General features: G+C 69.1%; 21 protein-coding genes. 10 read left to right on the top strand and 11 right to left on the bottom strand.

What is annotated here, in order from left to right:
- Positions 1–26 precede the first annotated feature (26 nt).
- Positions 27–707, top strand: a complete 681-nt coding sequence (locus KIK09_RS48905; RefSeq protein ID WP_214326434.1) for a response regulator transcription factor — start codon at positions 27–29, stop codon at positions 705–707.
- Here the strand turns inward: KIK09_RS48905 and KIK09_RS48900 are convergent.
- Positions 685–1824 carry an MFS transporter gene (locus KIK09_RS48900; RefSeq protein ID WP_214326433.1) on the bottom strand — a complete coding sequence of 380 codons (1140 nt, stop codon included), beginning with the start codon at positions 1822–1824 and terminating at the stop codon, positions 685–687. The two genes, KIK09_RS48905 and KIK09_RS48900, sit on opposite strands and share 23 nt — an antisense overlap.
- Before the next feature lie 86 nt (positions 1825–1910).
- Here KIK09_RS48900 and KIK09_RS48895 point away from each other — a divergent pair, with 86 nt between their 5' ends.
- On the top strand, positions 1911–2354 hold the full coding sequence (locus tag KIK09_RS48895) for a hypothetical protein (protein ID WP_214326432.1): 444 nt from the start codon (positions 1911–1913) through the stop codon (positions 2352–2354).
- Between the two features lie 161 nt (positions 2355–2515).
- Here the strand turns inward: KIK09_RS48895 and KIK09_RS48890 are convergent, their stop codons facing one another.
- The 3 genes from KIK09_RS48890 to tdh are packed head-to-tail and all read right to left on the bottom strand — an operon-like array spanning position 2516 to position 5645.
- Positions 2516–3394: a LysR family transcriptional regulator gene (locus KIK09_RS48890; protein ID WP_214326431.1), complete on the bottom strand. Its 879-nt coding sequence runs from the start codon at positions 3392–3394 to the stop codon at positions 2516–2518.
- A gap of 13 nt (positions 3395–3407) precedes the next feature.
- Positions 3408–4577, bottom strand: a complete 1170-nt coding sequence (locus KIK09_RS48885; RefSeq protein WP_214326430.1) for a glycine C-acetyltransferase — start codon at positions 4575–4577, stop codon at positions 3408–3410.
- 42 nt (positions 4578–4619) lie between these two features.
- The gene (gene tdh / locus KIK09_RS48880; protein ID WP_214326429.1) at positions 4620–5645 is read right to left on the bottom strand and encodes an L-threonine 3-dehydrogenase; all 1026 of its coding nucleotides are present in this window, start codon (positions 5643–5645) and stop codon (positions 4620–4622) included.
- A gap of 608 nt (positions 5646–6253) precedes the next feature.
- Between tdh and KIK09_RS48875 the strand changes: the two genes are divergently transcribed.
- From KIK09_RS48875 to KIK09_RS58685, 7 genes are all read left to right on the top strand, one after another.
- Positions 6254–7387, top strand: a complete 1134-nt coding sequence (locus KIK09_RS48875) for an ROK family transcriptional regulator (protein WP_214326428.1) — start codon at positions 6254–6256, stop codon at positions 7385–7387.
- A 146-nt stretch (positions 7388–7533) separates the two neighbouring features.
- A complete protein-coding gene (locus KIK09_RS48870) occupies positions 7534–8793 on the top strand; it encodes an ABC transporter substrate-binding protein (protein WP_214326427.1) in 1260 nt (419 codons plus the stop codon).
- 1 nt (position 8794) lies between these two features.
- Positions 8795–9742 (top strand): carbohydrate ABC transporter permease, encoded by a 948-nt coding sequence (locus tag KIK09_RS48865; RefSeq protein ID WP_250575015.1) that lies wholly within the window; start codon positions 8795–8797, stop codon positions 9740–9742.
- Positions 9732–10544, top strand: coding sequence for a carbohydrate ABC transporter permease (locus tag KIK09_RS48860; RefSeq protein WP_214326426.1), 813 nt, complete (start codon positions 9732–9734; stop codon positions 10542–10544). Before KIK09_RS48865 ends, KIK09_RS48860 begins: the two co-directional genes overlap by 11 nt.
- A gap of 10 nt (positions 10545–10554) precedes the next feature.
- On the top strand, positions 10555–11727 hold the full coding sequence (locus KIK09_RS48855) for a Gfo/Idh/MocA family protein (RefSeq protein WP_214326425.1): 1173 nt from the start codon (positions 10555–10557) through the stop codon (positions 11725–11727).
- Positions 11724–13247 (top strand): glycoside hydrolase family 13 protein, encoded by a 1524-nt coding sequence (locus tag KIK09_RS48850; RefSeq protein WP_214326424.1) that lies wholly within the window; start codon positions 11724–11726, stop codon positions 13245–13247. The genes KIK09_RS48855 and KIK09_RS48850 overlap by 4 nt, the downstream gene beginning before the upstream one ends.
- Positions 13248–13451: 204 nt before the next feature.
- A complete protein-coding gene (locus tag KIK09_RS58685; protein WP_308164750.1) occupies positions 13452–13850 on the top strand; it encodes an RNHCP domain-containing protein in 399 nt (132 codons plus the stop codon).
- 46 nt (positions 13851–13896) lie between these two features.
- Here KIK09_RS58685 and KIK09_RS48840 read toward each other — a convergent pair whose 3' ends face one another.
- The 7 genes from KIK09_RS48840 to KIK09_RS48810 all read right to left on the bottom strand — a co-directional run bounded on the left by KIK09_RS48840 (position 13897) and on the right by KIK09_RS48810 (position 20674).
- Positions 13897–14976: an SPFH domain-containing protein gene (locus tag KIK09_RS48840; RefSeq protein ID WP_214326423.1), complete on the bottom strand. Its 1080-nt coding sequence runs from the start codon at positions 14974–14976 to the stop codon at positions 13897–13899.
- Between the two features lie 244 nt (positions 14977–15220).
- Entirely contained in the window at positions 15221–15652 is a 432-nt protein-coding gene (locus tag KIK09_RS48835; protein WP_214326422.1) for an NfeD family protein, read from the bottom strand.
- 78 nt (positions 15653–15730) lie between these two features.
- Complete coding sequence (locus KIK09_RS48830; RefSeq protein WP_214326421.1) at positions 15731–16915, bottom strand: L,D-transpeptidase; 1185 nt, start codon at positions 16913–16915, stop codon at positions 15731–15733.
- Between the two features lie 72 nt (positions 16916–16987).
- The gene (fahA, locus tag KIK09_RS48825) at positions 16988–18082 is read right to left on the bottom strand and encodes a fumarylacetoacetase (protein ID WP_214326420.1); all 1095 of its coding nucleotides are present in this window, start codon (positions 18080–18082) and stop codon (positions 16988–16990) included.
- On the bottom strand, positions 18079–18801 hold the full coding sequence (locus KIK09_RS48820; protein ID WP_250575014.1) for a hypothetical protein: 723 nt from the start codon (positions 18799–18801) through the stop codon (positions 18079–18081). Before KIK09_RS48820 ends, fahA begins: the two co-directional genes overlap by 4 nt.
- On the bottom strand, positions 18798–19967 hold the full coding sequence (locus KIK09_RS48815; protein ID WP_214326419.1) for a homogentisate 1,2-dioxygenase: 1170 nt from the start codon (positions 19965–19967) through the stop codon (positions 18798–18800). Before KIK09_RS48815 ends, KIK09_RS48820 begins: the two co-directional genes overlap by 4 nt.
- Before the next feature lie 77 nt (positions 19968–20044).
- The gene (locus KIK09_RS48810; protein WP_214326418.1) at positions 20045–20674 is read right to left on the bottom strand and encodes an IclR family transcriptional regulator; all 630 of its coding nucleotides are present in this window, start codon (positions 20672–20674) and stop codon (positions 20045–20047) included.
- A 71-nt stretch (positions 20675–20745) separates the two neighbouring features.
- Between KIK09_RS48810 and KIK09_RS48805 the strand changes: the two genes are divergently transcribed.
- The gene (locus tag KIK09_RS48805) at positions 20746–21372 is read left to right on the top strand and encodes a hypothetical protein (protein ID WP_214326417.1); all 627 of its coding nucleotides are present in this window, start codon (positions 20746–20748) and stop codon (positions 21370–21372) included.
- The last annotated feature ends 9 nt before the right edge of the window (positions 21373–21381 follow it).

The following is a 21381-nucleotide window of genomic DNA, read 5'->3' as shown; positions in this document are numbered from 1 at the left end:
TCAGGTGGCCGCGTCATCCTGAGAGGGTGAGTACGCCGGAAGCGCTGATCCTGGTGGTGGACGATGAGCCCAGCATCAGAGACCTGCTTTCGGTGAGCCTGCGTTACTCCGGTTTCGAGGTGCTGACCGCCGCCGACGGCTACGAGGCCGTGGAGGTGGCTGAGCGGGTCGGCCCCGACCTGGTGATCCTGGACGTGATGCTGCCCGACCTGGACGGGTTCGAGGTGGCCAAGCGGATCGACGCGCCCGTGCTGTTCCTGACCGCCCGCGAATCCACCGAGGACAAGCTGGTCGGGCTCGGCGTGGGCGACGACTACGTGACCAAGCCGTTCAGCCTGGAGGAGGTCCAGGCCAGGGTCCGGGCGGTGCTGCGCCGTACCAGGGGTGACGTCGCGCCGCCGCGCATCATGCAGGTGGCCGACCTGGTGCTGGACGAGGAGGCCGGGGAGGTGACCCGGGCGGGCAAGTCGGTCCGGCTGTCGCCGACGGAGTACAAGCTGCTGCACTACTTCATGACCAACGCGGGCCGGGTGCTGTCGAAGGCGCAGATCCTGGACCACGTCTGGAACTACGACTTCGGCGGCGACACCGGGGTGGTCGAGTCCTACATCTCCTACCTGCGGCGCAAGGTGGACGACGTCGAGCCGCGGCTGATCCACACCCTGCGCAGCGTCGGCTACGTGCTCAGGGAACCACCCGCCGAGTAGCCAGGGCCGCGCCCGCCAGCGCGAACAGCGCGCCCACCAGGAACGGTGCCATCGTCCCGAACTGCTGACCCACCACGCCCGCCACGCCTGAGCCCGCGGCGACCCCGGCGCCGGCGGCCGTCGACACCCAGCCGAAGGCCTCGGCCTGCGCCGCCGGGGCGAGCTCGTCCACCAGCAGCGACGTGGTCGTCAGCGCCGGGTTGAGCGCTATCCCCGCCAGGAAGAGCATCGCCCAGAACGCGGGTAACCAGGGCAGCGCCACGAGGGGGAGCGTGGCCACGCCCATCGCCAGCATGAGGACCACGAGCCGGGTCCGCGGTGCCACGGTCCACTCGCGCATGCCGTACAGGGCGGCGCCGGCGATGCCGCCCAGCGAGAGCGCGGCGACCAGCAGGCCGGTGGCGGCGGGCATGCCGCGGGCGGCGGCCAGCGCGGGCAGGCCCACCTCCAGCGCGCCGATCGTGCCGCCGAGCAGGAGCATCACGGCGAGCAGGATCCACATCCCCCGATGGGCGAACACCCGGCCCCGCTCCTCGCGGGCGCCCGGCGCGGAACGCGAGGACAGGGCGGAGAAGGCCAGCGTGCCCAGCCCGGCGGCGACGGCGACCAGGCCGAGCGCGACGGAGGCCGAGGCGAGCGCGATCGCCATGCCGAACACCAGCGGCCCGGCGAGGATCGCCAGCTGCTGCACCAGATAGACCAGGCTGTAGGCGGCCGTGCGGCCCTCGCCCAGCCGGCCCCACTCCAGGCGCATGCTCACCGAGATGGGCGGCAGGTTCGCCCCCGCCACCAGGGCCAGCACGACCAGCGCCCAGCTGGGCGCCCGCACGTCCGCGCAGGCGACGAGGGCGGCCAGCGCGCCGACGTGCGCCAGCGCCGTGACGACCAGCACCGATCTGGCGCCGCGGCGATCGATGACCCGTCCCTGGACCGGCCTGGCCAGGCCGGTGCCGATCGACATCGCCGCCGCGCACCCGCCGGCCATCGCGAGCGACCGCGTCGACTCCTGCACCACCAGCACGATCCCCACGGGCGCCACCTGCTGGGTCAACTGCGCCGCGAACCCCAGCACGGCCTGCCCCGCCACTCCGGGGCGGCGTAACAGATCCCTGTACACAGATCGATCATAAGTGTTCCTTGACAGTCAAATAACTTGAATGACAAGATATAAGAGAATCAAGACTTCCTGAGAGGAGCACCACGATGAACGCCCTGCGGACCACCCAGCGCGTCGAGGCCTTCCACACCGCCACCAAGAAGCTCGGCCGGTGGACCGACGCCGACACCTTCAAGCTGCGCGCCCACCGCGGGTACGCCGTGCTCGACCTGCGCGCCGTCGAGGCCGACGAGATCGAGATCCGCATCGACGCCGAGCGCTCCGCGCTCAAGCTGCTCGTCCCCGACGAGGCCGTCATCGACCAGTGGGACCTGCGGATGATCGGCCGCGGCAAGGTCAAGGACTGGACCCGCCTGCCCGGCCAGTCGGGCCCGCGCATCCGCCTCCTCGGCGAGATCCGCCACGGCGAGGTGAGGATTTCACGCGGTGGAGTGGCCGTCCTGACCGCCATGCTCTCCCGCGAGTTCCTCAACGACTGCCACCGCGCCCACCGAGAGGGCGGCTCGCCAACCGTCCACGACCCTGCTTGATCCTGTACGGCAAGCCACACCACCGGCCGCCCCCCGCACTTCGGCTGAGGGCCCGCGACCGGCGCTACTGGCGAGTCGGGGACGGTGACCCGCCATCACGGCGCACGGGACCCGCCTGTCGCCGCTACGGCGCCGCCGCGTCACGGCACAAGGCGCCGTCGTTACGACGCTGCCGCAAGGGCGTCCAGAAGCGGTTTGAGCAGCGGATGGGCCTCCGCGCCTCTGCGTACCGCGGCGAAGACCCGGCGTTCCGGGCCGGAGACCTGCTGGATGGTGACGCCTGGCAGGGCCATGTCCTTCAGAGCGCGCCTTGGTACGAGGGCGACGCCGGTGCCGGCGCCGACCAGGGCGACAACTGCTCTGAAGTCGTCGGAGGAGTGGGCGAAGCGTGGGGTGAAACCCGCCTGCTCGCAGGCGAACGTGATGACGTCGTGCACCGGGTTGCCCGGGTAGGGCCCGATCCAGGTCTCCTCGGCCAGCGCCGGCAGGTCCACAGGCTCGTCGCGGCCGGGCGGCAGGACCAGATCGAAGGGCTCGGCGTACAGGGGGCGGCGGGTGATGCGGCGGTCGGTCGCGTCGGGCGCGCCCCGGTACTCCACCGCGATCGCGAGGTCGGCCAGCTCGTCCAGCAGCATCTTCAGCCCCTGGTCGCCCTCGGCGTCCAGCACCCGAACCCGCAGGCCGGGGTTCGTCACGGCCAGCGCGGCCATCGCGGGGGAGAGCACGGCGCTGATCGCGGTGGCGAAGCAGGCCACCGTGACCTCGCCTGCCGCGCCGGTGGCGTAGGCGGCCACCTCCGCCTCGGCGCGTTCGAGCTGGGCCAGCACCTCGTTGGCGTGGGCGAGCATGATCCTGCCCACCGCGGTCAGGTGGACGCCCCGGCCGTCACGGGTGAACAGCCGGTGCCCCACCTCGTGCTCCAGCGCGCCGAGCTGCTGGGACACGGCCGACGGCGTCAGGTGCAACGCGGCCGCCGCGGCGGTGACCGTACCGTGGTCGGCCACCGCCCGCAGGGTGCGCAGGCGCCGCGTGTCTATCACGCAGCGAGGATACTCATCCCCGAGCCTGGATGAACGCCTCCACCACCCGGTCCACGTCCTCGGCGGAGTGCGCGGCCGACAGCTGGACCCGGATCCTGGCCTGGCCGTGCGGCACCACCGGGTAGGAGAAGCCGATCACGTAGATGCCCAGGTCGAGCAGCCGCTCGGCCATCGCGGCGGCCTCGGCCGCATCGCCGATCATGACGGGCGCGATCGGGTGGTCGCCGGGCAGGATGTCGAAGCCCGCCTCGGCCATCTTCGTCCGGAACCGCGCGGTGTTGTCGCGCAGCCGCTCGCGCGCCTCGCTGCTGGTCTCCAGCAGGTCCAGGATACGCAGCGACGCCGAGGCGATCACCGGGGCGAGGGAGTTGGAGAACAGGTACGGCCGCGAGCGCTGGCGCAGCAGGTCGCAGATCTCCTTGCGGGCCGCCACGTAGCCGCCGCTGGCGCCGCCGAGCGCCTTGCCCAGCGTGCCGGTGATGATGTCCACCCGGTCGGTGACCCCGTGCAGCTCCGGCGTGCCCCGCCCGGTCGGGCCGACGAAGCCCACGGCGTGTGAGTCGTCGACCATGACCATCGCGCCGTACTGGTCGGCCAGGTCGCAGATCTCGCGCAGCGGCGCGAGATAGCCGTCCATCGAGAACACGCCGTCGGTCACGATCAGCTTGCGGCGGGCGTCGGCGGCCTCCTTCAGCCGGGCCTCGAGCTCGCCCATGTCCCGGTTGGCGTAGCGGAGGCGGCGGGCCTTGGACAGCCGGATGCCGTCGATGATCGAGGCGTGGTTCAGTGCGTCGGAGATCACCGCGTCCTGCGCGTCGAGCACCGTCTCGAACACGCCGCCGTTGGCGTCGAAGCACGAGCTGTACAGGACGGTGTCCTCCATGCCGAGGAAGTCCGACAGGCGGCCCTCGAGCTCCTTGTGCACCTCCTGCGTCCCGCAGATGAACCGCACCGAGGCCATGCCGAAGCCCCACCGGTCGAGCGCCTGCTTGGCGGCCTCGATCACCTCGGGGTTGTCGGCCAGGCCCAGGTAGTTGTTGGCGCAGAAGTTCAGCACCTCCCGCCCGGCCACGCCGACCGACGCGTTCTGCGGGGTGGTGATCACCCGCTCCGGCTTCAGCAGCCCAGCCTCGGTGATCTCCTCGAGGGTCTCCCGCAACTGCGAGCGCACCTCAGTGAACATGTGACCCTCCCACGGATCCTTCGGCGGCTTCGCCGTACGAAATCATGACCAGTCCAGGATGACCTTGCCGGTGCGTCCGCTCGCTGCCGTGTCGAAGGCGGCGTCGAAGTCGCGGTAGGAGAAGCGGTCGGTGATGACCGGCGTCAGGTCCAGGCCCTTCTCCAGCAGAACCGACATGTTGTACCAGGTCTCGTACATCTCTCGGCCGTAGATGCCCTTGATGGTGATCATCGAGGTGACGATCGTGGACCAGTCGACGGCGAACTCCTCCGCGGGCAGGCCGAGCATGGCGATCTTCCCGCCGTGGGTCATGTGGGCGATCATCTGCCGCAGGGCGGCCGGGTTGCCCGACATCTCCAGCCCGACGTCGAAGCCCTCGCGCATGTCCAGGCGCTTCATGCCGTCCTCGAGCGAGCTGTGCGCGATGTCCAGCGCCAGGTTGACGCCGAGCTTGGTGGCCAGGTCCAGACGCTCGGGGCTGACGTCGGTGATGACCACGTTGCGCGCGCCCACGTGCGTGGCGACCGCCGCCGCCATCAGCCCGATCGGGCCGGCGCCGGTGATCAGCACGTCCTCGCCGACCAGCGGGAAGGACAGCGCCGTGTGCACGGCGTTGCCGAACGGGTCGAAGATGGCCGCCACGTCCGGGTCGACGGGGACCCGGTGCACCCAGACGTTCGAGGCGGGCAGCGTGACGTACTCGGCGAAGGCGCCGTCACGGTTGACGCCCAGCCCGATCGTGTTGCGGCACAGGTGGCGGCGGCCGGCCATGCAGTTGCGGCACTTGCCGCAGACGATGTGGCCCTCGCCGCTGACCAGGTCGCCGACCTTGATGTCCTCGATGCCGGGCGCGACCTCGACGACCTCGCCGCTGAACTCGTGTCCCACGATCAGCGGCAACTTCAACGTGTGCCGCGCCCAGTCGTCATATTTACGGATATGCAGGTCAGTGCCGCAGATCCCGGTGCGGAGCACCTTGATCAGCACCTCGCCGGGGCCGACCTCGGGCTCGGGTACGTCCACGAGCCACAGCCCGGCCTCGGGCCTCTCCTTGACCAGCGCTTTCATCGGCCAAACCCCCTCGTCTGAACCTAACGCACTGTGCCCGTTGACCTCCGGAGGTGTCCATCGAGGGTTTCTTAACTCCCCCCACAGTCCTTCTTCACACGGGGCAAATCGGCCGTTATGCGGCGCGGTGAGTCTTCTCCTGTACGGCAGGCCACCCCACCCGCCGCCCGCCGCACTTCGGCTGAGGGCCCGTGCCCGGCGCTCGCGGCGAGTCGGTGCCGCTTGCCCGCCGCCACGGCGCTTCCTTGTCCAGGCACCACGGTCCCTCCGTCCCGCCGTACATCGCGCCGGACGACCGCCGTACCCCTCCTCGCCGAGCCCGGCGCGGTGGGACCCCCGGGAACACGGTTCGCTGGCCCGGCGAGGTGAGACCCCCGCCACGGTCTCCCTGGTCTGGTGCGGTGAGACGCCGGGGCCACGGTCCCTCCTGGCCCGGCGCGGTGGAACCCCGTGCGCCGCGGTTTTGCCTGACTCGTTGGGGGTGGGGAGCGTATTCGGTGGTCGAGAGGGCGCTTACGCTGGCTGGGCAGGCGAAAACGGGTGTCGAGGCGGGAAATCGGTGGGAAATCTATTTTCACAACCTTCTTCACTAAAAGTAGGATGACCTGGTGCTACAGCAGAGCGGTGACGCCTCACTCCTGCGCAGGCTGAACTCGGCCGCCATCCTGCGCCTGCTTCGTGACGCCGAGGTGCTCACGCTGAGCGAGCTGGCCAGGGGCGCCAGGGTGTCCAGGCCGACGGTCGAGGCGATCGTCGAGGAACTGGTGACCGAGGGCTGGGCCGAGGAGTGCCCCGACGAGCCGGGCGACAGGCCACGTGGCAGGCCGGCGCGCCGCTTCAGGTTCCGTGCCTCGGCGGGGCACGTGGTGGGCGTCTCCATCGGTCACACGTCGGTGCAGGCCATGGTGGCCGATCTGAACGGCACGATCGTGGCCGTCCAGGCCATGCCGATCTCGCCGGGCGTGCGCGCCGCCGACCGGCTGGCGGCCGTGGGGGATCTCGTCACCACCGTCACCGCCCAGGCAGGGCTGGCCGTACACGAGGTCGCCGCGGTGGGCGTGGGCACCACCGGCGTGGTCGACGGTGAGGGCCGGGTGGTCAAGAGCGTGGTGCTGAGCGACTGGACGGGCGTGCCGCTGCAGGCCGAGTTGGCCGCCCGCCTGCCGGTGCCCGTAGTGGTGGAGAACGACATGCGCCTGGCCGTGATCGCCGAGCACTGGCGCGGCGTCGCCCAGGGCTACCGCGACGTGGTCTACCTCTACACCGGCACCCGGCTCGGGCTCGGTCTGCTGATCGGCGGCGTGCCGTACCGGGGAGCCCATGCCGCCTCGGGCGAGATCGGCCAGATGCCGACCGGCACCTGGGCGGCCTTCAAGGCGGTCACCGACTACGCGATGAGCGTCGAGCCGGGCGAGCTGCGCTCGCCGCTCGACTGCGCCCGCTTCGCGATCGAGCGCGCCCGCCGGGGCGACGCCAAGGCCTCGGACGCCGTCAGGGAGTTCGGGGCGGGCCTGGGCGAGAGCCTGATCACCATCGTGAACCCGCTTGACCCTGAGCTGGTGGTGATCGGCGGCAGCCTCTCGCCCGCCGGTGACCTGCTGGTGGGACCGGTGAAGGAGGTCTTCGACGAGATCTGCCTGTACCCGCCGCTGGTGGTGGCCTCCGAGCTGGGCAGCGAGTCGATCACGCTGGGCGCGGTCAGGCTCGCCCTCAACCACGCCGACAAGGTGCTCTTTTCATAGCTTGTCTGGATAAATCGGTCACGAAGCTGTCACAAGACGGCTTCGTGCGCGCATCTTCTGACTGCATATGAGTGATTAACCCTAGTTTCTTGCATAAATACGCCTTAGCCTCCAGTCACTCGTTCAGCCCGACAGATGGGGACGACATGACAGGCAAGATGCGGGCGCTGATGTGCGCCGGTGCGCTCGTGGCAGGACTCGCGGGATGCTCCTCCTCGGGCGAAAGTTCGGACGGCACGGTCACGATCACCTGGGGCCACTGGGGGACGGCAGAGACCTGGGGGCCCACCGCGACCAAGCTGGCGCAGGCCTTCGAGAAGAGCCACCCGAAGATCAAGGTCAAGATCGAGTTCACGCCGAACAAGGAGTACTGGACCAAGCTCCAGACCGCCGCGGCCAGCGGCAGCGCCCCCGACGTGTTCTGGATGAACGGCCCGCGCATCGGCGTGTACGCCTCCCAGGGCGCGCTGCTGCCGCTGTCGGACCAGATCGCCAAGGACAAGCTCGACATGAGCAAGTACCCCAAGGCGCTGGTCGACCTCTACCAGCTCGACGGCAAGCAGTACGGCATCCCGAAGGACTACGACACCATCGGGCTGTTCTACAACAAGGACCTGTTCGACAAGGCCAAGGTGAAGTACCCCACGGCCGACTGGACCTGGGACGACGTGCGCAAGGCCGCCACCAAGCTGACCGACGCCGGCAGCGGCGTGTGGGGCATCGGCGCTCCCGCCTGGAACCAGACCCAGTACTACGACACGATGGTCCAGGCCGGCGGCTACATCATCTCCGAGGACAAGAAGAAGTCGGGCTTCGACGACCCCGCCTCCATCCAGGGCCTGCAGTTCTGGAAGGACTTCCTGGACAAGAAGGAGTCGCCGACCCAGCAGCAGATGACCGACACCGACCCGAGCGTGCTGTTCCAGAACGGCAAGCTGGCCATGTTCTACGACGGCTCCTACGACGCCGTCATGTACCAGAACTCCAAGGGTCTCAACTGGGACGTCGCGCCCATGCCGAAGGGCCCCAAGAGCAACGCCAGCATCATCCACGGCCTGGCCAACGTCGTCTACGCCAAGACCAAGCACCCGCAGGAGGCGTGGGAGTTCGAGAAGTTCCTGTCCTCGGAGGAGGGGAACAGGATCCAGGCCGAGTCGGGTTCGGTGATCCCCGCCTACCAGGGGATGGCCGACGTCTGGGCCAAGTCGATGCCCGGCAAGAACCTGCAGATCTTCCTCGACGCCACCGAGACGGCTGTGCCGTACCCGATCTCCAAGAACACCGCCGTCTGGGCGCGCAAGGAGGTCGACGCGATCACCAAGGCCTACACCGACGGCAACCAGGTGGAGCCGCTGGCCAAGGAGTTCGCGGCGAGCATGAACGCCGACCTGGCCGCCGAGAAGTAAGTTGAGCACGATCGAAAGGACGGTCGCCGCCGGCCCGGCGGCGGCCGCCCGCCCGATACCCAGGCGCAGGCTGCGCGACCGCGAATGGGTCTGGGGCTACCTGCTGATCGCGCCCACGGTCCTCGGCCTCGGGATCTTCTACCTGTGGCCCATGGTCCAGTCGGTCTACTACAGCTTCACCGAGTGGACTCTGTTCGGCGACTCCACCTGGGTGGGGATCGCCAATTACACCAAGCTGCTGCACGACCCGGCGATCGGCAAGGCGCTGGTCAACACGTTCGTGTACTCGGTGCTGATCCTGCTCGGCATCCCGGTCTCGGTCCTGGTGGCCGCGTTGCTCAACGCGCGCGGGCTGCGACTGGTCGGGCTCTACCGGACGCTGTACTTCCTGCCCGTGGTGACCATGCCGGCGGCCGTCGCGATGGTCTGGGCCTGGCTCTACAACGGCGACTACGGCCTGTTCAACTACCTGCTCGGCCTGGTGGGCATCAAGGGGACCTCGTGGGTGGCCGACCCCGACACCGCCCTGTACGCCGTGGTGATCATCGCGATCTGGTCGGCCATCGGCTACAACGCGGTCATCTTCATGGCCGGGCTGCAGGCCATCCCGCAGCACCTGTACGAGGCGGCCTCCATCGACGGGGCGGGCAAGATCCGGCAGTTCTTCAAGATCACGCTTCCGCTGCTGTCACCGAGCATCTTCTTCGTCTCGGTGCTGACCGTGATCGGCGGGTTGCAGGCCTTCGACATGTTCTTCCTGCTGTTCAGGAAGGGCAACCCGGCGCGCGAGGACAGCCAGACCGTGGTGTCGCTGTTCTTCACCTACGCCTTCGAGGAGGGCGCCAAGGGCTACGCGGCCGCGCTCGCCGTCGTGCTGCTGATCATCACGCTGGTGCTGACCGTCATCCAGTTCCGGCTGCAGAAGAAGTGGGTGCACTATGCGAGCTAACCGCCTGTGGCCCGTCCACGTGGTCCTCGCGGTAGGCGCCGCGGCCATGGTGCTGCCGTTCTTCTGGGAGGTCCTGACCTCGCTGAAGACCTTCACCGAGGCGACCAGGGTGCCTCCGGTGTGGATCCCGTCCTTCCAGTGGTCCAACTACGCCAAGATCTTCGAGCAGACGCCGTTCCTGCACCAGTTCTGGAACACCGTGGCCATGACGGTCATCAGGACCTGCGGGCAGTTGCTGTTCTGCTCGATGGCCGCCTACGCGTTCGCCCGGTTGAAGTTCCCCGGACGTAACATCATCTTTGTGGCGCTGCTGTCGGTGCTGATGGTGCCCGGGCAGTTGTTCCTGATCCCGCAGTACCAGATCATGCAGGGGCTCGGGTGGCTGAACACGCTGCCGGGCCTGGTCGGGCCCGGAGTGTTCAGCGCGTTCGGCACGTTCATGCTCCGGCAGTTCTTCCTCGGCCTGCCCAGTGAGGTGGAGGAGGCGGCCAGGATCGACGGCGCCCATCCGGTCCGCATCTACTGGAGCGTGATGCTGCCGCTGGCCAGGCCGGGGCTGATGGCCCTGGGCGTGCTGACCGTGATGTGGTCGTGGAACGATCTCATGTGGCCGCTCATCGTCAACACCGACCCGGAGCAGATGCCGCTCTCGGCCGGGCTCTCCTCGCTCCAGCAGGAGCACCTCAACGAGTTCCACGTCCTGATGGCGGGCTCGCTCGTGGCCAGCCTGCCGATGATCGTTTTGTTTATCGTGATGCAGAAGCAAATCATCCAGGGCATCGCGTTCACCGGCTCGAAGTGAAAGGACACCAGTGGAAGACCTGCGCATCGGCGTCGTCGGCCTGGGACTGCGAACCAGCCTCGCCCGCGCCGCGCACCGGCCGGGCAAGGGCTCGGTCGTGGCCGCTCTCTGCGACACCGATCCGGCCGCGCTCAAGAGGCAGGCGGGCCACTTCGAGGCCGGCATCCTGACGGAGGACTACCGGACGCTGCTCGAGCGGCCCGACCTCGACGCGATCATCGTGATGACGCCCGACGACACCCACGAGCGCATCGCGATCGACTGCCTGGAGGCCGGCAAGCCCGTCTACCTGGAGAAGCCGCTGGCCATCACCGTCGAGAGCTGCGACCGCATCCTGGAGGTCGCCCGCCGTACCGGGACCAGGCTGTACGTGGGGCACAACATGCGCCACATGGGCGTGGTCAGGCTGATGCGCGACATCATCCGCAAGGGCGTCATCGGCGAGCCCAAGACGGTCTGGGTCCGCCACTTCGTCTCTTACGGCGGCGACTACTACTTCAAGGACTGGCACGCCGACCGCACCCGCACCACAGGGCTGCTCCTCCAGAAGGCCGCCCACGACCTGGACGTCGTCCACTGGCTGGCCGGCGGCTACACCACCCGCGTCAACGCCTTCGGCGACCTCATGCTGTACGGTGACCTGCCGCGCAGGGCGCCCGACACGCCCCGGCCTGAGGGCTGGCTGAAGGAGTTCGACTGGCCGCCCACCCAGCGGCGCGACCTGAACAGCGTGGTCGACGTCGAGGACGTCAGCGTGATGAACATGCGGCTCGACAACGGGGTCATCGCCGCCTACCAGCAGTGCCACTTCTCGCCCGACTACTTCCGCAACTACACCGTCATCGGCACCGAGGGGCGGCTGGAGAACTTCGGTGACGGGCCGGGCGACACGGTCAAGGTGTGGAACACCGGGCCCTCGGACTACCGCGACGACTGCGACATCGCCTACCGCGTGCCCGAGGCCAAGGGCGGCCACGGCGGGGCCGACCCGCAGATCATCGCCGAGTTCGTCCGCTTCGTTCGCGAGGGTGGCGCCACCGACACCTCGCCAGTCGCCGCCCGGATGAGCGTGGCGGCCGGCTACATGGCCACGCTGTCGCTGCGTGAGGGCGGCATGCCGTACGACATCCCGCCGCTCGACCCGGAGCTGGCCGCCTACTTCGACCGGGGGCAGGTGCGTTGACCGAGCCGTGGTGGCGCCAGGCTGTCATCTACCAGGTCTACCTCCGCTCGTTCGCCGATTCCGACGGTGACGGCGTCGGCGACCTGGAGGGGCTGCGGGGGCGGCTGGACTACCTGCGGCGGCTGGGGGTGGACGGGATCTGGCTCAACCCGTGCTACCCGTCGCCCGGCGCCGACCACGGCTACGACGTGTCCGACTATATGGATATCGACCCCCTGTATGGGGGTTTGTCCGCTTGGGACCGCCTTTTGAGCGATGCGCATGCGCGCGGGCTCAAGGTCCTCATGGACCTGGTGCCCAACCACTGCTCGGTCGAGCACCCGTGGTTCAAGGCGGCATTGGCGGGCGACCGGGAGATGCGTGACCGGTTCATCTTCCGCCGGCAGCCGAACAACTGGCAGTCGATCTTCGGCGGGCCCGCGTGGACGCGGGTCGACGACGAGTGGTACCTGCACAGCTTCGCCCCGGAACAACCGGACTTCAACTGGCGCAACCCGGCCGTGGCCGAGTACTTCGACCAGGTCCTGCGGTTCTGGTTCGACCGGGGCGTCGACGGCATCCGCATCGACGTCGCCCACATGATGTACAAGCAGGCCGACCTGCTCGACTGGCCCGGGACCGGCCACAACCCGCACATGAGCAACCAGCCCGAGGTGCACGAGGTGCTGCGGCGCTGGCGCAGAATCGCCGACGGCTACGCGCGGGACCTGACGCTGGTGGGGGAGATCTGGGTCCCCACCGTCGACGACCTCGCCCTGTTCCTGCGTCCCGACGAGCTGCCGCAGGCCTTCTACTTCGACCTGCTGATGTGCCCGTGGGACGCGGGCCGCTTCCGCGACTCGATCACGCGCGGCCTGTCAGGCGCCGGCGGCACCTGGACGCTGGCCAACCACGACGTCCACCGCTCCGTCAGCCGCTACGGCCTGCTCACCCGCACCGGCGGCCCCGCCACCCGGCCCCGCGGCGAGGTCGACGTCGCCCTGGGCGTACGGCGAGCCAGAGCGGCCGCCCTCCTCACGCTCGCCCTCCCCGGATCCGTCTACCTCTACCAGGGCGAGGAAGCCGGCCTGCCCGAAGTCCTCGACCTCCCGGACTCGGTCAGGCAGGACCCGACCTTCCACCGCTCAGGCCCCGCCGACTACGGCCGAGACGGCTGCCGCGTCCCCCTGCCGTGGACCTCCACGGGCCCCTCCTTCGGCTTCTCCGCATCGCCGTCCCCCTGGCTCCCCCAGCCGCGGTGGTTCGCCGACTACGCCATCGAGGATCAGATCGACCTGACGGATTCCACCTGGACCCTCCACCACCAGGCCCTGACCCTCCGCCGCACCCTCTCGGGCCCCCTGGAATGGCTCCCCACCCCCAGACACGACGTCCTCGCCTTCCGCCGCGGCTCCCTGACCTCGGTGACAGTCTTCGGCGACGCTCCCTACCCGACCACCCTGGGAACCCCCGCCCTGGCCTCCACCCCCTGCACCCCCGACGAAATCCCCGGCAACACCACCGCCTGGTTCGTAGAGTGAATCCCGAGAAGGGAGCTTGCATGCGACGCACTATCGGTGCCTAGCAGGGGACGACGCCGACGTCAGTGCGGACGGGACGACATCTACCGGTGGCAGGCGGGGAAGCCCTCCTGACAGTGGCCGGGACAAATCCACAACCCCGGTCGAGGTTCGGATCCACACCTGTGGTGAAGCAGGAACCGGAAGTAATCGCCTGAACAGGCGGTGAATCGATCCCTCCCTCATCCAAGCCTGAGTCCCAGGAGAACAGACGGAACCCTGCGCCTCCGAGTTGAAGATCACTTCAACTTCCGGAGGGGCACCATCAGTCAGGCGACCGAGAACACCAGCTTCACCTGCGAGAACTGCGGACACGACGTAGAAAGGCTGACCAACGGCAGCTACCGGAACCACTGCCCTCAGTGCCTGACCTCCAAGCACGTCGACGTGCTGCCCGGTGACCGGGCGGCCGGGTGTGGCGGGCTGATGGAGGCTGTCGGGCTCGACCACCACTCGGCCAAGGGGTTCATGCTCGTCCACCGATGCGTCCGATGCGGGCACGTGCGGCGCAACAGGGTGGCACCCGACGACGAGATCGTCGGGAACCCGTGGCTCGGGCTGTGAGGTGGATGCCCGCCGCTGTGGAGGCGGCGGGCATCGGTGTCGGGGGTTAGTGGTCGGCCTGGTTGGGCTGTTTGGTGTCCTGGGTCAGGTCGGTCAGCGGGTCGGGGTCGGTAGAGGCGGCCGCGATCTGGCGGGGGCCGTTGGGGCTTTCGGCTTCCTGGGCGTCCGCCACGGCCTCGGCCGCGGCCTCCGTGGCCTTGGCGATCTCCTCCTCGGCGGCGGTGAACTCCGGCTCCTCCTCTACCGCCTCCACCTTGGGCAGCGCCTTGGTGAAAGCCTGGGACACGGCGCCGAGGGCGGAGGTGACCTCGCTCGGGATCACCCAGGTCGTGTTGCCACCCTGGGCGAGCTGCGGCAGCACCTGCAGATACTGGTAAGCGAGCAGCTTGGGATCGGGATCGTTGCGGTGCACGGCCTGGAACACCTGGTCGATCGCCCGCGACTCACCCTCGGCCTTGAGCACGGCCGCGGTCCGCTGGCCCTCGGCCCGCAGGATCGCGCTCTGCTTGTCGCCCTCGGCGGTCAGGATCTGCGACTGCCGCTGGCCTTCGGCGTTCAGGATCGCGGCCCGCTTGTCCCGCTCGGCCCGCATCTGCTTCTCCATCGCGTCCTTGATGGTCTTGGGCGGGTCGATGGCCTTGATCTCGACGCGGTTGACCCGGATGCCCCATTTGCCGGTCGCCTCGTCGAGCACGCCGCGCAGCTGGCTGTTGATCGTGTCGCGGGAGGTCAGCGTCTTCTCCAGGTCCATGGAGCCGACGACGTTCCGCAGCGTGGTGACGGTCAGCTGCTCGACCGCCTGGATGTAGTTGGCGATTTCATAGGCGGCCGCCCGCGGGTCGGTCACCTGGAAGTAGAGCACGGTGTCGATCTCGACGACCAGGTTGTCCTCGGTGATCACCGGCTGCGGCCGGAAGGAGACCACCTGTTCGCGCAGGTCGATCATCGGGTAGACGCGGTCGACGTAGGGGATGACGAAGTTCATCCCCGGCTTCAGCGTGCGGTGGTAGCGGCCCAGCCGCTCCACGTTCCGCGCCCGCGCTTGCGGGACGATCCGCACCGCCTTCAATACGGTGATCACCGCCAGGAGGATGACGAGTATCCCGACTATCAACAGCGGATCCATGGCGTCACCAGTCCTCTTTACTGCGTATGCCCTGGTTCTTCAGGGCGGGAGGAAACGCGGCTCGTTGCCGCGCGCTTGTGCCGGTCGGGTCGGTCAGAGTGGTCACGTTCCCGCCGGCGGGCGGAATCATGCCTGCTGAGATCTCGTACCGGAGCACCCCATGGCCGCACGGGGAGGCCGGCCTGTGAACCGTGAACCTCAACCTGTGCACCTCCCCGTGGGGCGTAAGTCGGAATCCCGCGTCTCAATCCCGTGGATATACGACGGCGGTGGCTCCTTCGATTTCCATGACATCGACGGTGGTGCCGATGGGGATCACCAGTGATTCGTCGTAGGCGCGGGCCGACCATTCCTCACCGCCGATGCGGATCCTGCCGTCTCTGCCCGTCACCTCGCGGACGACGTAGGCGGGCTTGCCGACGAGCGCTTCGACGCCGAAACGCTGCAGCTGCGGCTGGCGGAGGTGGCGCATGGCGATGGGACGGACGATGATCAGTCCGGCCGCGGAGGACAGGGCGAAGACCAGGAGCTGGATGGGAACCGGCAGCCCGATGGCCGCGGTGGCGGCCGCCAGGAGCGCGGCGGCGCCGAGCAGGCCAAGCGAGGCGGTCACGGTGAAGATTTCGGCCACGCCGAGAACTACTGCGAGGATTACCCAGATGATCCATTCATCCATGCTTCGGCCCTCCAAACGGGTTAACGGGCCTATATCCGCGACTGGTTCCCCTTATCTACGGTATTCCTCTCTTTCAACCTATGGCAGGGTTGGCGGCGGCGCCTGACGCACCCAGCCGCCTGCCGGGGTGGGGTCGTAAAGAGCGCTCCCGAGCTGCCATTTCTCCCACGGCAGTTGCCAGAATCCCCAGCCGTTGTTCCATTCGAGCACCCGGGCCGTGCCCGTGATCGTTACCGGATCGCCGCGCAGCGAGGAATCGAAGAACCAGGCGGCCTGGTCAGGCCTGGCGTTGACGCAGCCGTGGCTGACATTGGCCCGGCCCTGGGCCCAGACGTTGTTCTTGGCGTGCACGTATTCGCCGCTGTCGGAGATGCGGACGGCGTGGTCGATCATCACGTCGTAGAAGCCGGGATCGCCCTTCTTGCGGCCCGGTGAGATCATCCGGACCGGGTTGCCCTTGTCCATGGTCAGGTGGACGCCGCTGGTGGTGGTGTACTCCTTGGTGGTGGCCATGCCGGCGCTGATGGCCATGCGCTTGACGAGTTTGCCGTCGCGGCGCACGAGCATCTGGTGCGACACGGTGTCGACGGTGCTGACCTGCTTGCGGCCCACGGTGAAGGCGAAGGTGGTGTCGGCCGTGCCGTACACGCCTGTAGCGGGGCGCACGCCGGCCAGGTGGGCGGTGACCGTGACCCGCTGCCTGGCCGGCCAGTAGGAGCGGGTGCGGTAGATGACCTGGGTGTCGCTGATCCAGTGCCAGGCGCCCTCGACGGGTTTGGCCGCCTTGACCTCGAGCGCGCGCTCGACGGCGACCTTGTCCTGAACGGGGGTGTCGAAGTTGAGGATGATCGGCATGCCCACGCCGACGGTCTCGTCGGGCAGCGGCACGGCGGAGGCCACGTGGAACCCGCGGACGGCCGGGCGGGTGCGGAAGCGGCCCATGGCCACCGTGGCCGGGGTGCCGGACCCGACGGCCGTGGCGGTGACGGTGTATTCGGTGTCGGGGGTCAGCGTCCAGTCGGAGCGCCAGGTGGTGCGCGTCTGGTTGAGCTTGCCGGTGACGAGGCTGCCTCCGGCGTAGGCGAGCACCTGGCTGAGCGTGCCCGCTCTGGTGCGCACGACCAGGCCCCGGTCGGGCCTGGCGTGCTTGGCGTCGAAGGCCGGGTAGACCGCGACGACCGGTTGCGTGGGCCGAGGCGCCTCGGCCGACACTGAGGAGCAGCCCGTGATCAGTAGAAGGCCGAGGAGAAGGGCGCGGCGCATCGCACTCCTGCACTCTTGGGGACGGGGTCTCCAAGAGTAGCGCGGAGTGATGTCACAAGCACGCTAGGTAACTTATCCGATGGTTCCGGACACTTCACCCAGTGTCAGGTCGCCCGCGGTGGCCCGGAGGGTGACGGTGTCGCCGTCCTGCAGGAAGCCCCTGGTCTCGCCGCCGGCCAGCTTGATCGGGTCGGTGCCGTTCCAGGTCAGCTCGATCAGCGAGCCGCGTTCCTCGCGCTCGGGCCCCGAGATCGTGCCGCTGGCGAACAGGTCGCCGGTGCGCAGGGAGGCGCCGTTGACGGTCATGTGGGCGAGCATCTGGTCGGGTGTCCAGTACATGCTCGCGTACGGCGGGCGGGACACGATCTCGCCGTTGAGCCAGACCTCGACCGCGATGTCGAGCCCCCAGTCGGCCCCGCGGCGCAGGTAGTCGAGCGGCTCGGGATCCTGGGCGGGACCGGGCACGCGCGGCAGCGCCTCGAGCGGGGTGATCCACGGCGAGATCGACGTGGCGAACGACTTGCCCAGGAAAGGCCCGAGCGGCACGTACTCCCAGGCCTGGATGTCGCGGGCGCTCCAGTCGTTGAGCAGCGTCACCCCGAACACGTGGTCCTCGAACGCCCCGGCAGGCGAGCCGAGCTCGGAGGGGACGCCGACGACGAAGCCCAGCTCGGCCTCGATGTCCAGCCGCTCGCACGGGCCGAACACCCCGGCCTTGAGCTGCCCGTTCGGCCGGCGGACAGGGGTGCCCGACACGACGACCGTGCCCGCGCGGCCGTGGTAGCCGATCGGCAGGTGCCGCCAGTTGGGCGTCAGCGGCTCGGAGTTGGGCCGGAAGATCTTGCCGACGTTGGAGGCGTGGTCGATCGAGCAGTAGAAGTCGACGTAGTCGGCCACCTCGAACGGCAGGTGCAGCGTGACCTGGTCGAGGGGGATCAGGTGCTGCTCGGCGCCGCCGCGCAGCACGTCCTGGATCCGGGCCCGGGTCTCGGTCCAGGCCTGCCGCCCGCGCGCCATGAAGGGGTTCAGCGAAGGCGCCAAGAACACCTCGTCGCCGAGTGCCGCGGCCAGGTCCAGCACCCGGTCCTCGAACCGCACGCCCACCCGAGGCGACTCCCCCCGCCGCGAGAAAACCCCGTAAGGCAGGTTGTCGATCCCGAAACTCATATGATCCCCAATGTCGTCAGATCTTCGATGGGCGTGCTCGTGCTGCACGACCCGTAGCTGACCAGCAGCTGCCTGGCGCGCTTGGCGGTGTCCTCGGGTACGGCGTGCGCCAGCCGTACCAGGTGCCCCACGTCTGTCGTGCGCAGGACGGTCGCGGGGTCGCGCCGCTCGACGGCCTCGCAGACCCCGAGCACCAGGTTGAGGAACCCGTGCCGGTCCACGCCCAGGGACGGGTCGAAGTGGCGGACGGCGTTGTGGAGTCCCGCCGTAGCCTTGAACGGGATGTCGTTGTCCACGCAGAACCGGATGAAGCCTCCCAAGCGCTCCACCGGCGGGAAGGCGTCGGCGGTCAGCCCGCCGCAGCGGACCTTCAGCCCGGCGCCCTCGGGCAGGCCGGCGACACGCGGCGGCACCTCGAGGAACAGGCGGACCCCGGCGGGCGCGCGCAGCTCGGCGGAGCGGGTCTCGACGAAGTCCACCGGCAGATCGGAGAAGTCCGGCAGCTCGGGCGTGTCGACGATGAGCCCGATCCTGTCAGGGACCGATTCCGATCGGCGCAGCGCGTCCAGGCGGCTGGTCGGGCACAGGAAGCGGTGGGTGAGTACCGGGTGGGCGCGCTCCTGGTCGTGGCGGTGGCGTTCCAGCGCCTGGTCCACGGGCAGCGACGTGGGCGGGAACAGCCCGGCGTCGTCGACGAGGGCGTTGAACAGGGTGCTCATCGGGCCCAGGTCCAGGCGTAGCCGGGGTCCTCGCAGGACAGCGCGCCCTGGCCGAGGTCGAGCGGCCTGAAGGTGTCGACCATGACGGCCATCTCGCTGGTGACCGTGTGTCCCTGCTTGACGGCCTCGACCACGGCTTCGACCGCGCCCGGCTGCGGGCCGTGGGTGAAGCCGGCCGGGTGCAGCGAGATCGAGCCGACGTCGATCCCGGACCCCTTGCGGGCGGAGTAGTCGCCGCCCACGTAGAACATGAACTCGTCGGAGTCCACGTTGTGGTGGTTGTAGGGGATCGGCACCGCGTCGGGGTGGAAGTCCAGCGGCCGCGGCATGAACGAGCACACCACGAACCCGGGCCCCTCGAAGGTCTGATGGACCGGCGGCGGCGCGTGGGTCTTCTTCACGATCGGCTCGAAGTCGTTGATGTTGAACGCGTACGGGTACAGGTACCCGTCCCAGCCGACCACGTCGAAGGGGTGGTTGCGGTAGACCAGCCGGGTCAGCCCGCCGCGGGTGCGGACCAGGACCGGCACCTCCTCGCCCTCCACGGTGAACGGCTCGGCGGGGGTGCGCAGGTCGCGCTCGCAGTAGGGGGCGTGCTCGAGGAACTGCCCGTACTGCGACAGGTAGCGCTTGGGCGGCCTGATGTGCCCGGCGGCCTCGATGGCCAGCACGTTTACCTGCCCGTCGGGCACCCAGCGGTGGATGGTGCCGGTCGGGATGACGATGTAGTCGCCTTCGCCCGCCTCGATCACGCCGTAGGTGGACTCGAAGCGGACGCGGCCGCTCTGGATGTAGACGCACTCGTCGCCCATGGAGTTGCGGTACAGCTCGCTCGGCTGGTCGCTGGTGGCGTACGACAATCGGACGTCGCCGTTGCCGCCCAGCAGCATCCGCCCGCTGACCAGGTCACCCGCGGACTTCAGGTCCTGGGTGCGGAAGTGCCGGGGCGAGAGCGGCAGGTTGGGCTCGAGCCTGGAGTCGGTCATCGGCGTGACGGACTCGGCCTTGATGATCGCCGTCGGCAGGTAGCGGTGGTACAGCAGTGACGAGTCGGACGAGAAACCCTCCTCGCCCATCAGTTCCTCGGCGTACAGCCCGCCGTCGGGCCGCCTGAACTGCACGTGACGCTTGCGCGGAACCTCGCCGACGACGCGGTAGTACGGCATGAACCCTCCAGGAACGTCCGTTTATCGGACAGATATGTCCTCTATATGTACAACCGTCGTTCATCGCCTGGGAGATGTCAACCGAGCGCCACCGTGAGCTCCGCCGCGGCGGCCACCACGCGCGACCCCGCGGCCTCCTCCAGCGGGCCGAACGTCACCACCCCGACCGAGGCCTCCAGCCACGGCAGCCCGGTCACCGGCGCCGCGATCCCGCGCGCCCCCTCCTGCAACTGCCCCTCGGTGACCAGGTAGTCGGCCCGCCCCTCGCGCAGCGCCAGGATCGCCCGCCCCGCGGCCCCCTTGACCAGCGGATGGCGCGACCCCTCCCGGTAGGCCACGTGCATGTCGGTCCACGACGGCTCCACCACGGCCACGGCCAGCCCGTCGTCGCCCTCGGCCACGGTCAGGTGCGCGGTCGCCCCCACCTCCTCGGCCAGCCGCCGCAGCGACGGCAGCGCCGCCGCCCGCAACAGGGGCTGTACGGCTTGCGCCAGCACGAGCACCCCGAACCCGAGATGCACCCGCCCCTCGGTGTCCCGCCGCGCGAACCCCTCGCTCATCAGCGTGGTCAGCAGGCGGTACACCACCGGGCGGCTCAGCCCCAGCTCGGTGCTCAGCTCGGTGGGCGTCCGCCCGCCCTTGCCGTCGGCGAGCAGCCGGAGCAACTGGAGCCCGCGTTCGAGTGTCTGAGCGGATTCTGCGGCCATGGCTCCAAGTATGTAGTGACTCTCCGCGGTGAAAGGGGTACGTACCGGGTTAGCCAGACCGGGGGGTAAAGATGCGGCAAAAGTGGCTCATCCTGCTCGGGGGAATGGCCATGTGCGCATTGATCCCCGTCTTCCCCTCGGTGGGCGTGCAATCCGTGCATCTGGCACGCGACACGCCGCTCCCCACCCCGTCGAGCCTGATCGTCCAGGACACCTTCTACCTGACCCAGGGCATAGCCGTGAACGACCGGCTGCTGCCCGTCGAGGCCGACGTCGACTTCCGGCCCGGCGACCTGGCGCCCGGCATCCGCATGGACGACAACGGCTGGCTGCTCGGGGTCCCCGCGCGGGCCGGCACCTACTCGGCCCCGGTGCGGCTGTGCCGGGGTTCGGCGTGCGTCGAGCAACGCGTCACGCTCGTCGTGCTCAAGAACGTGCCGTGGGAGCCGGGCGAGCTGACCTTCCCCGGCCAGGTGGGCAAGCCCTTCAACGGCGAGATCGCGCTCAACGGCGGCCCGCACGGCGTCCCCGCCACCTACACCGTCACCGACGACCAGGCGCTGCCCGAGGGCGTGACGATCGGCCCCGACGGGCACGTCGGAGGCGTGCCCAGGAAGGCGGGCATGTACCAGGTGCCGGTCAGGATCTGCGTGGCGGGTAACTGCGCGGGCGTGGTCGTGACGCTGATCGTCGTCTGAGTCTTGCGG

Origin of the sequence: Nonomuraea sediminis, assembly GCF_018531495.1 — a bacterium.
GTDB classification, from domain to species: Bacteria; Actinomycetota; Actinomycetes; order Streptosporangiales; family Streptosporangiaceae; genus Nonomuraea; species Nonomuraea sediminis.
Note: the sequence above shows the minus strand (reverse complement) of the source record. Positions and strands in the feature narration are given on the sequence as shown.

Excerpts from the sequence above, each read along its gene's own strand:
- KIK09_RS48895 (WP_214326432.1), top strand. The coding sequence starts at position 1,911 with ATGAACGCCCTGCGGACCACCCAGCGCGTCGAGGCCTTCCACACCGCC.
- KIK09_RS48885 (WP_214326430.1), bottom strand. The coding sequence starts at position 4,577 with ATGTTCACTGAGGTGCGCTCGCAGTTGCGGGAGACCCTCGAGGAGATC.
- tdh (WP_214326429.1), bottom strand. The coding sequence starts at position 5,645 with ATGAAAGCGCTGGTCAAGGAGAGGCCCGAGGCCGGGCTGTGGCTCGTG.
- KIK09_RS48870 (WP_214326427.1), top strand. The coding sequence starts at position 7,534 with ATGACAGGCAAGATGCGGGCGCTGATGTGCGCCGGTGCGCTCGTGGCA.
- KIK09_RS48860 (WP_214326426.1), top strand. The coding sequence starts at position 9,732 with ATGCGAGCTAACCGCCTGTGGCCCGTCCACGTGGTCCTCGCGGTAGGC.
- KIK09_RS48840 (WP_214326423.1), bottom strand. The coding sequence starts at position 14,976 with ATGGATCCGCTGTTGATAGTCGGGATACTCGTCATCCTCCTGGCGGTG.
- KIK09_RS48835 (WP_214326422.1), bottom strand. The coding sequence starts at position 15,652 with ATGGATGAATGGATCATCTGGGTAATCCTCGCAGTAGTTCTCGGCGTG.
- KIK09_RS48830 (WP_214326421.1), bottom strand. The coding sequence starts at position 16,915 with ATGCGCCGCGCCCTTCTCCTCGGCCTTCTACTGATCACGGGCTGCTCC.
- fahA (WP_214326420.1), bottom strand. The coding sequence starts at position 18,082 with ATGAGTTTCGGGATCGACAACCTGCCTTACGGGGTTTTCTCGCGGCGG.
- KIK09_RS48820 (WP_250575014.1), bottom strand. The coding sequence starts at position 18,801 with ATGAGCACCCTGTTCAACGCCCTCGTCGACGACGCCGGGCTGTTCCCG.
- KIK09_RS48815 (WP_214326419.1), bottom strand. The coding sequence starts at position 19,967 with ATGCCGTACTACCGCGTCGTCGGCGAGGTTCCGCGCAAGCGTCACGTG.
- KIK09_RS48810 (WP_214326418.1), bottom strand. The coding sequence starts at position 20,674 with ATGGCCGCAGAATCCGCTCAGACACTCGAACGCGGGCTCCAGTTGCTC.
- KIK09_RS48805 (WP_214326417.1), top strand. The coding sequence starts at position 20,746 with ATGCGGCAAAAGTGGCTCATCCTGCTCGGGGGAATGGCCATGTGCGCA.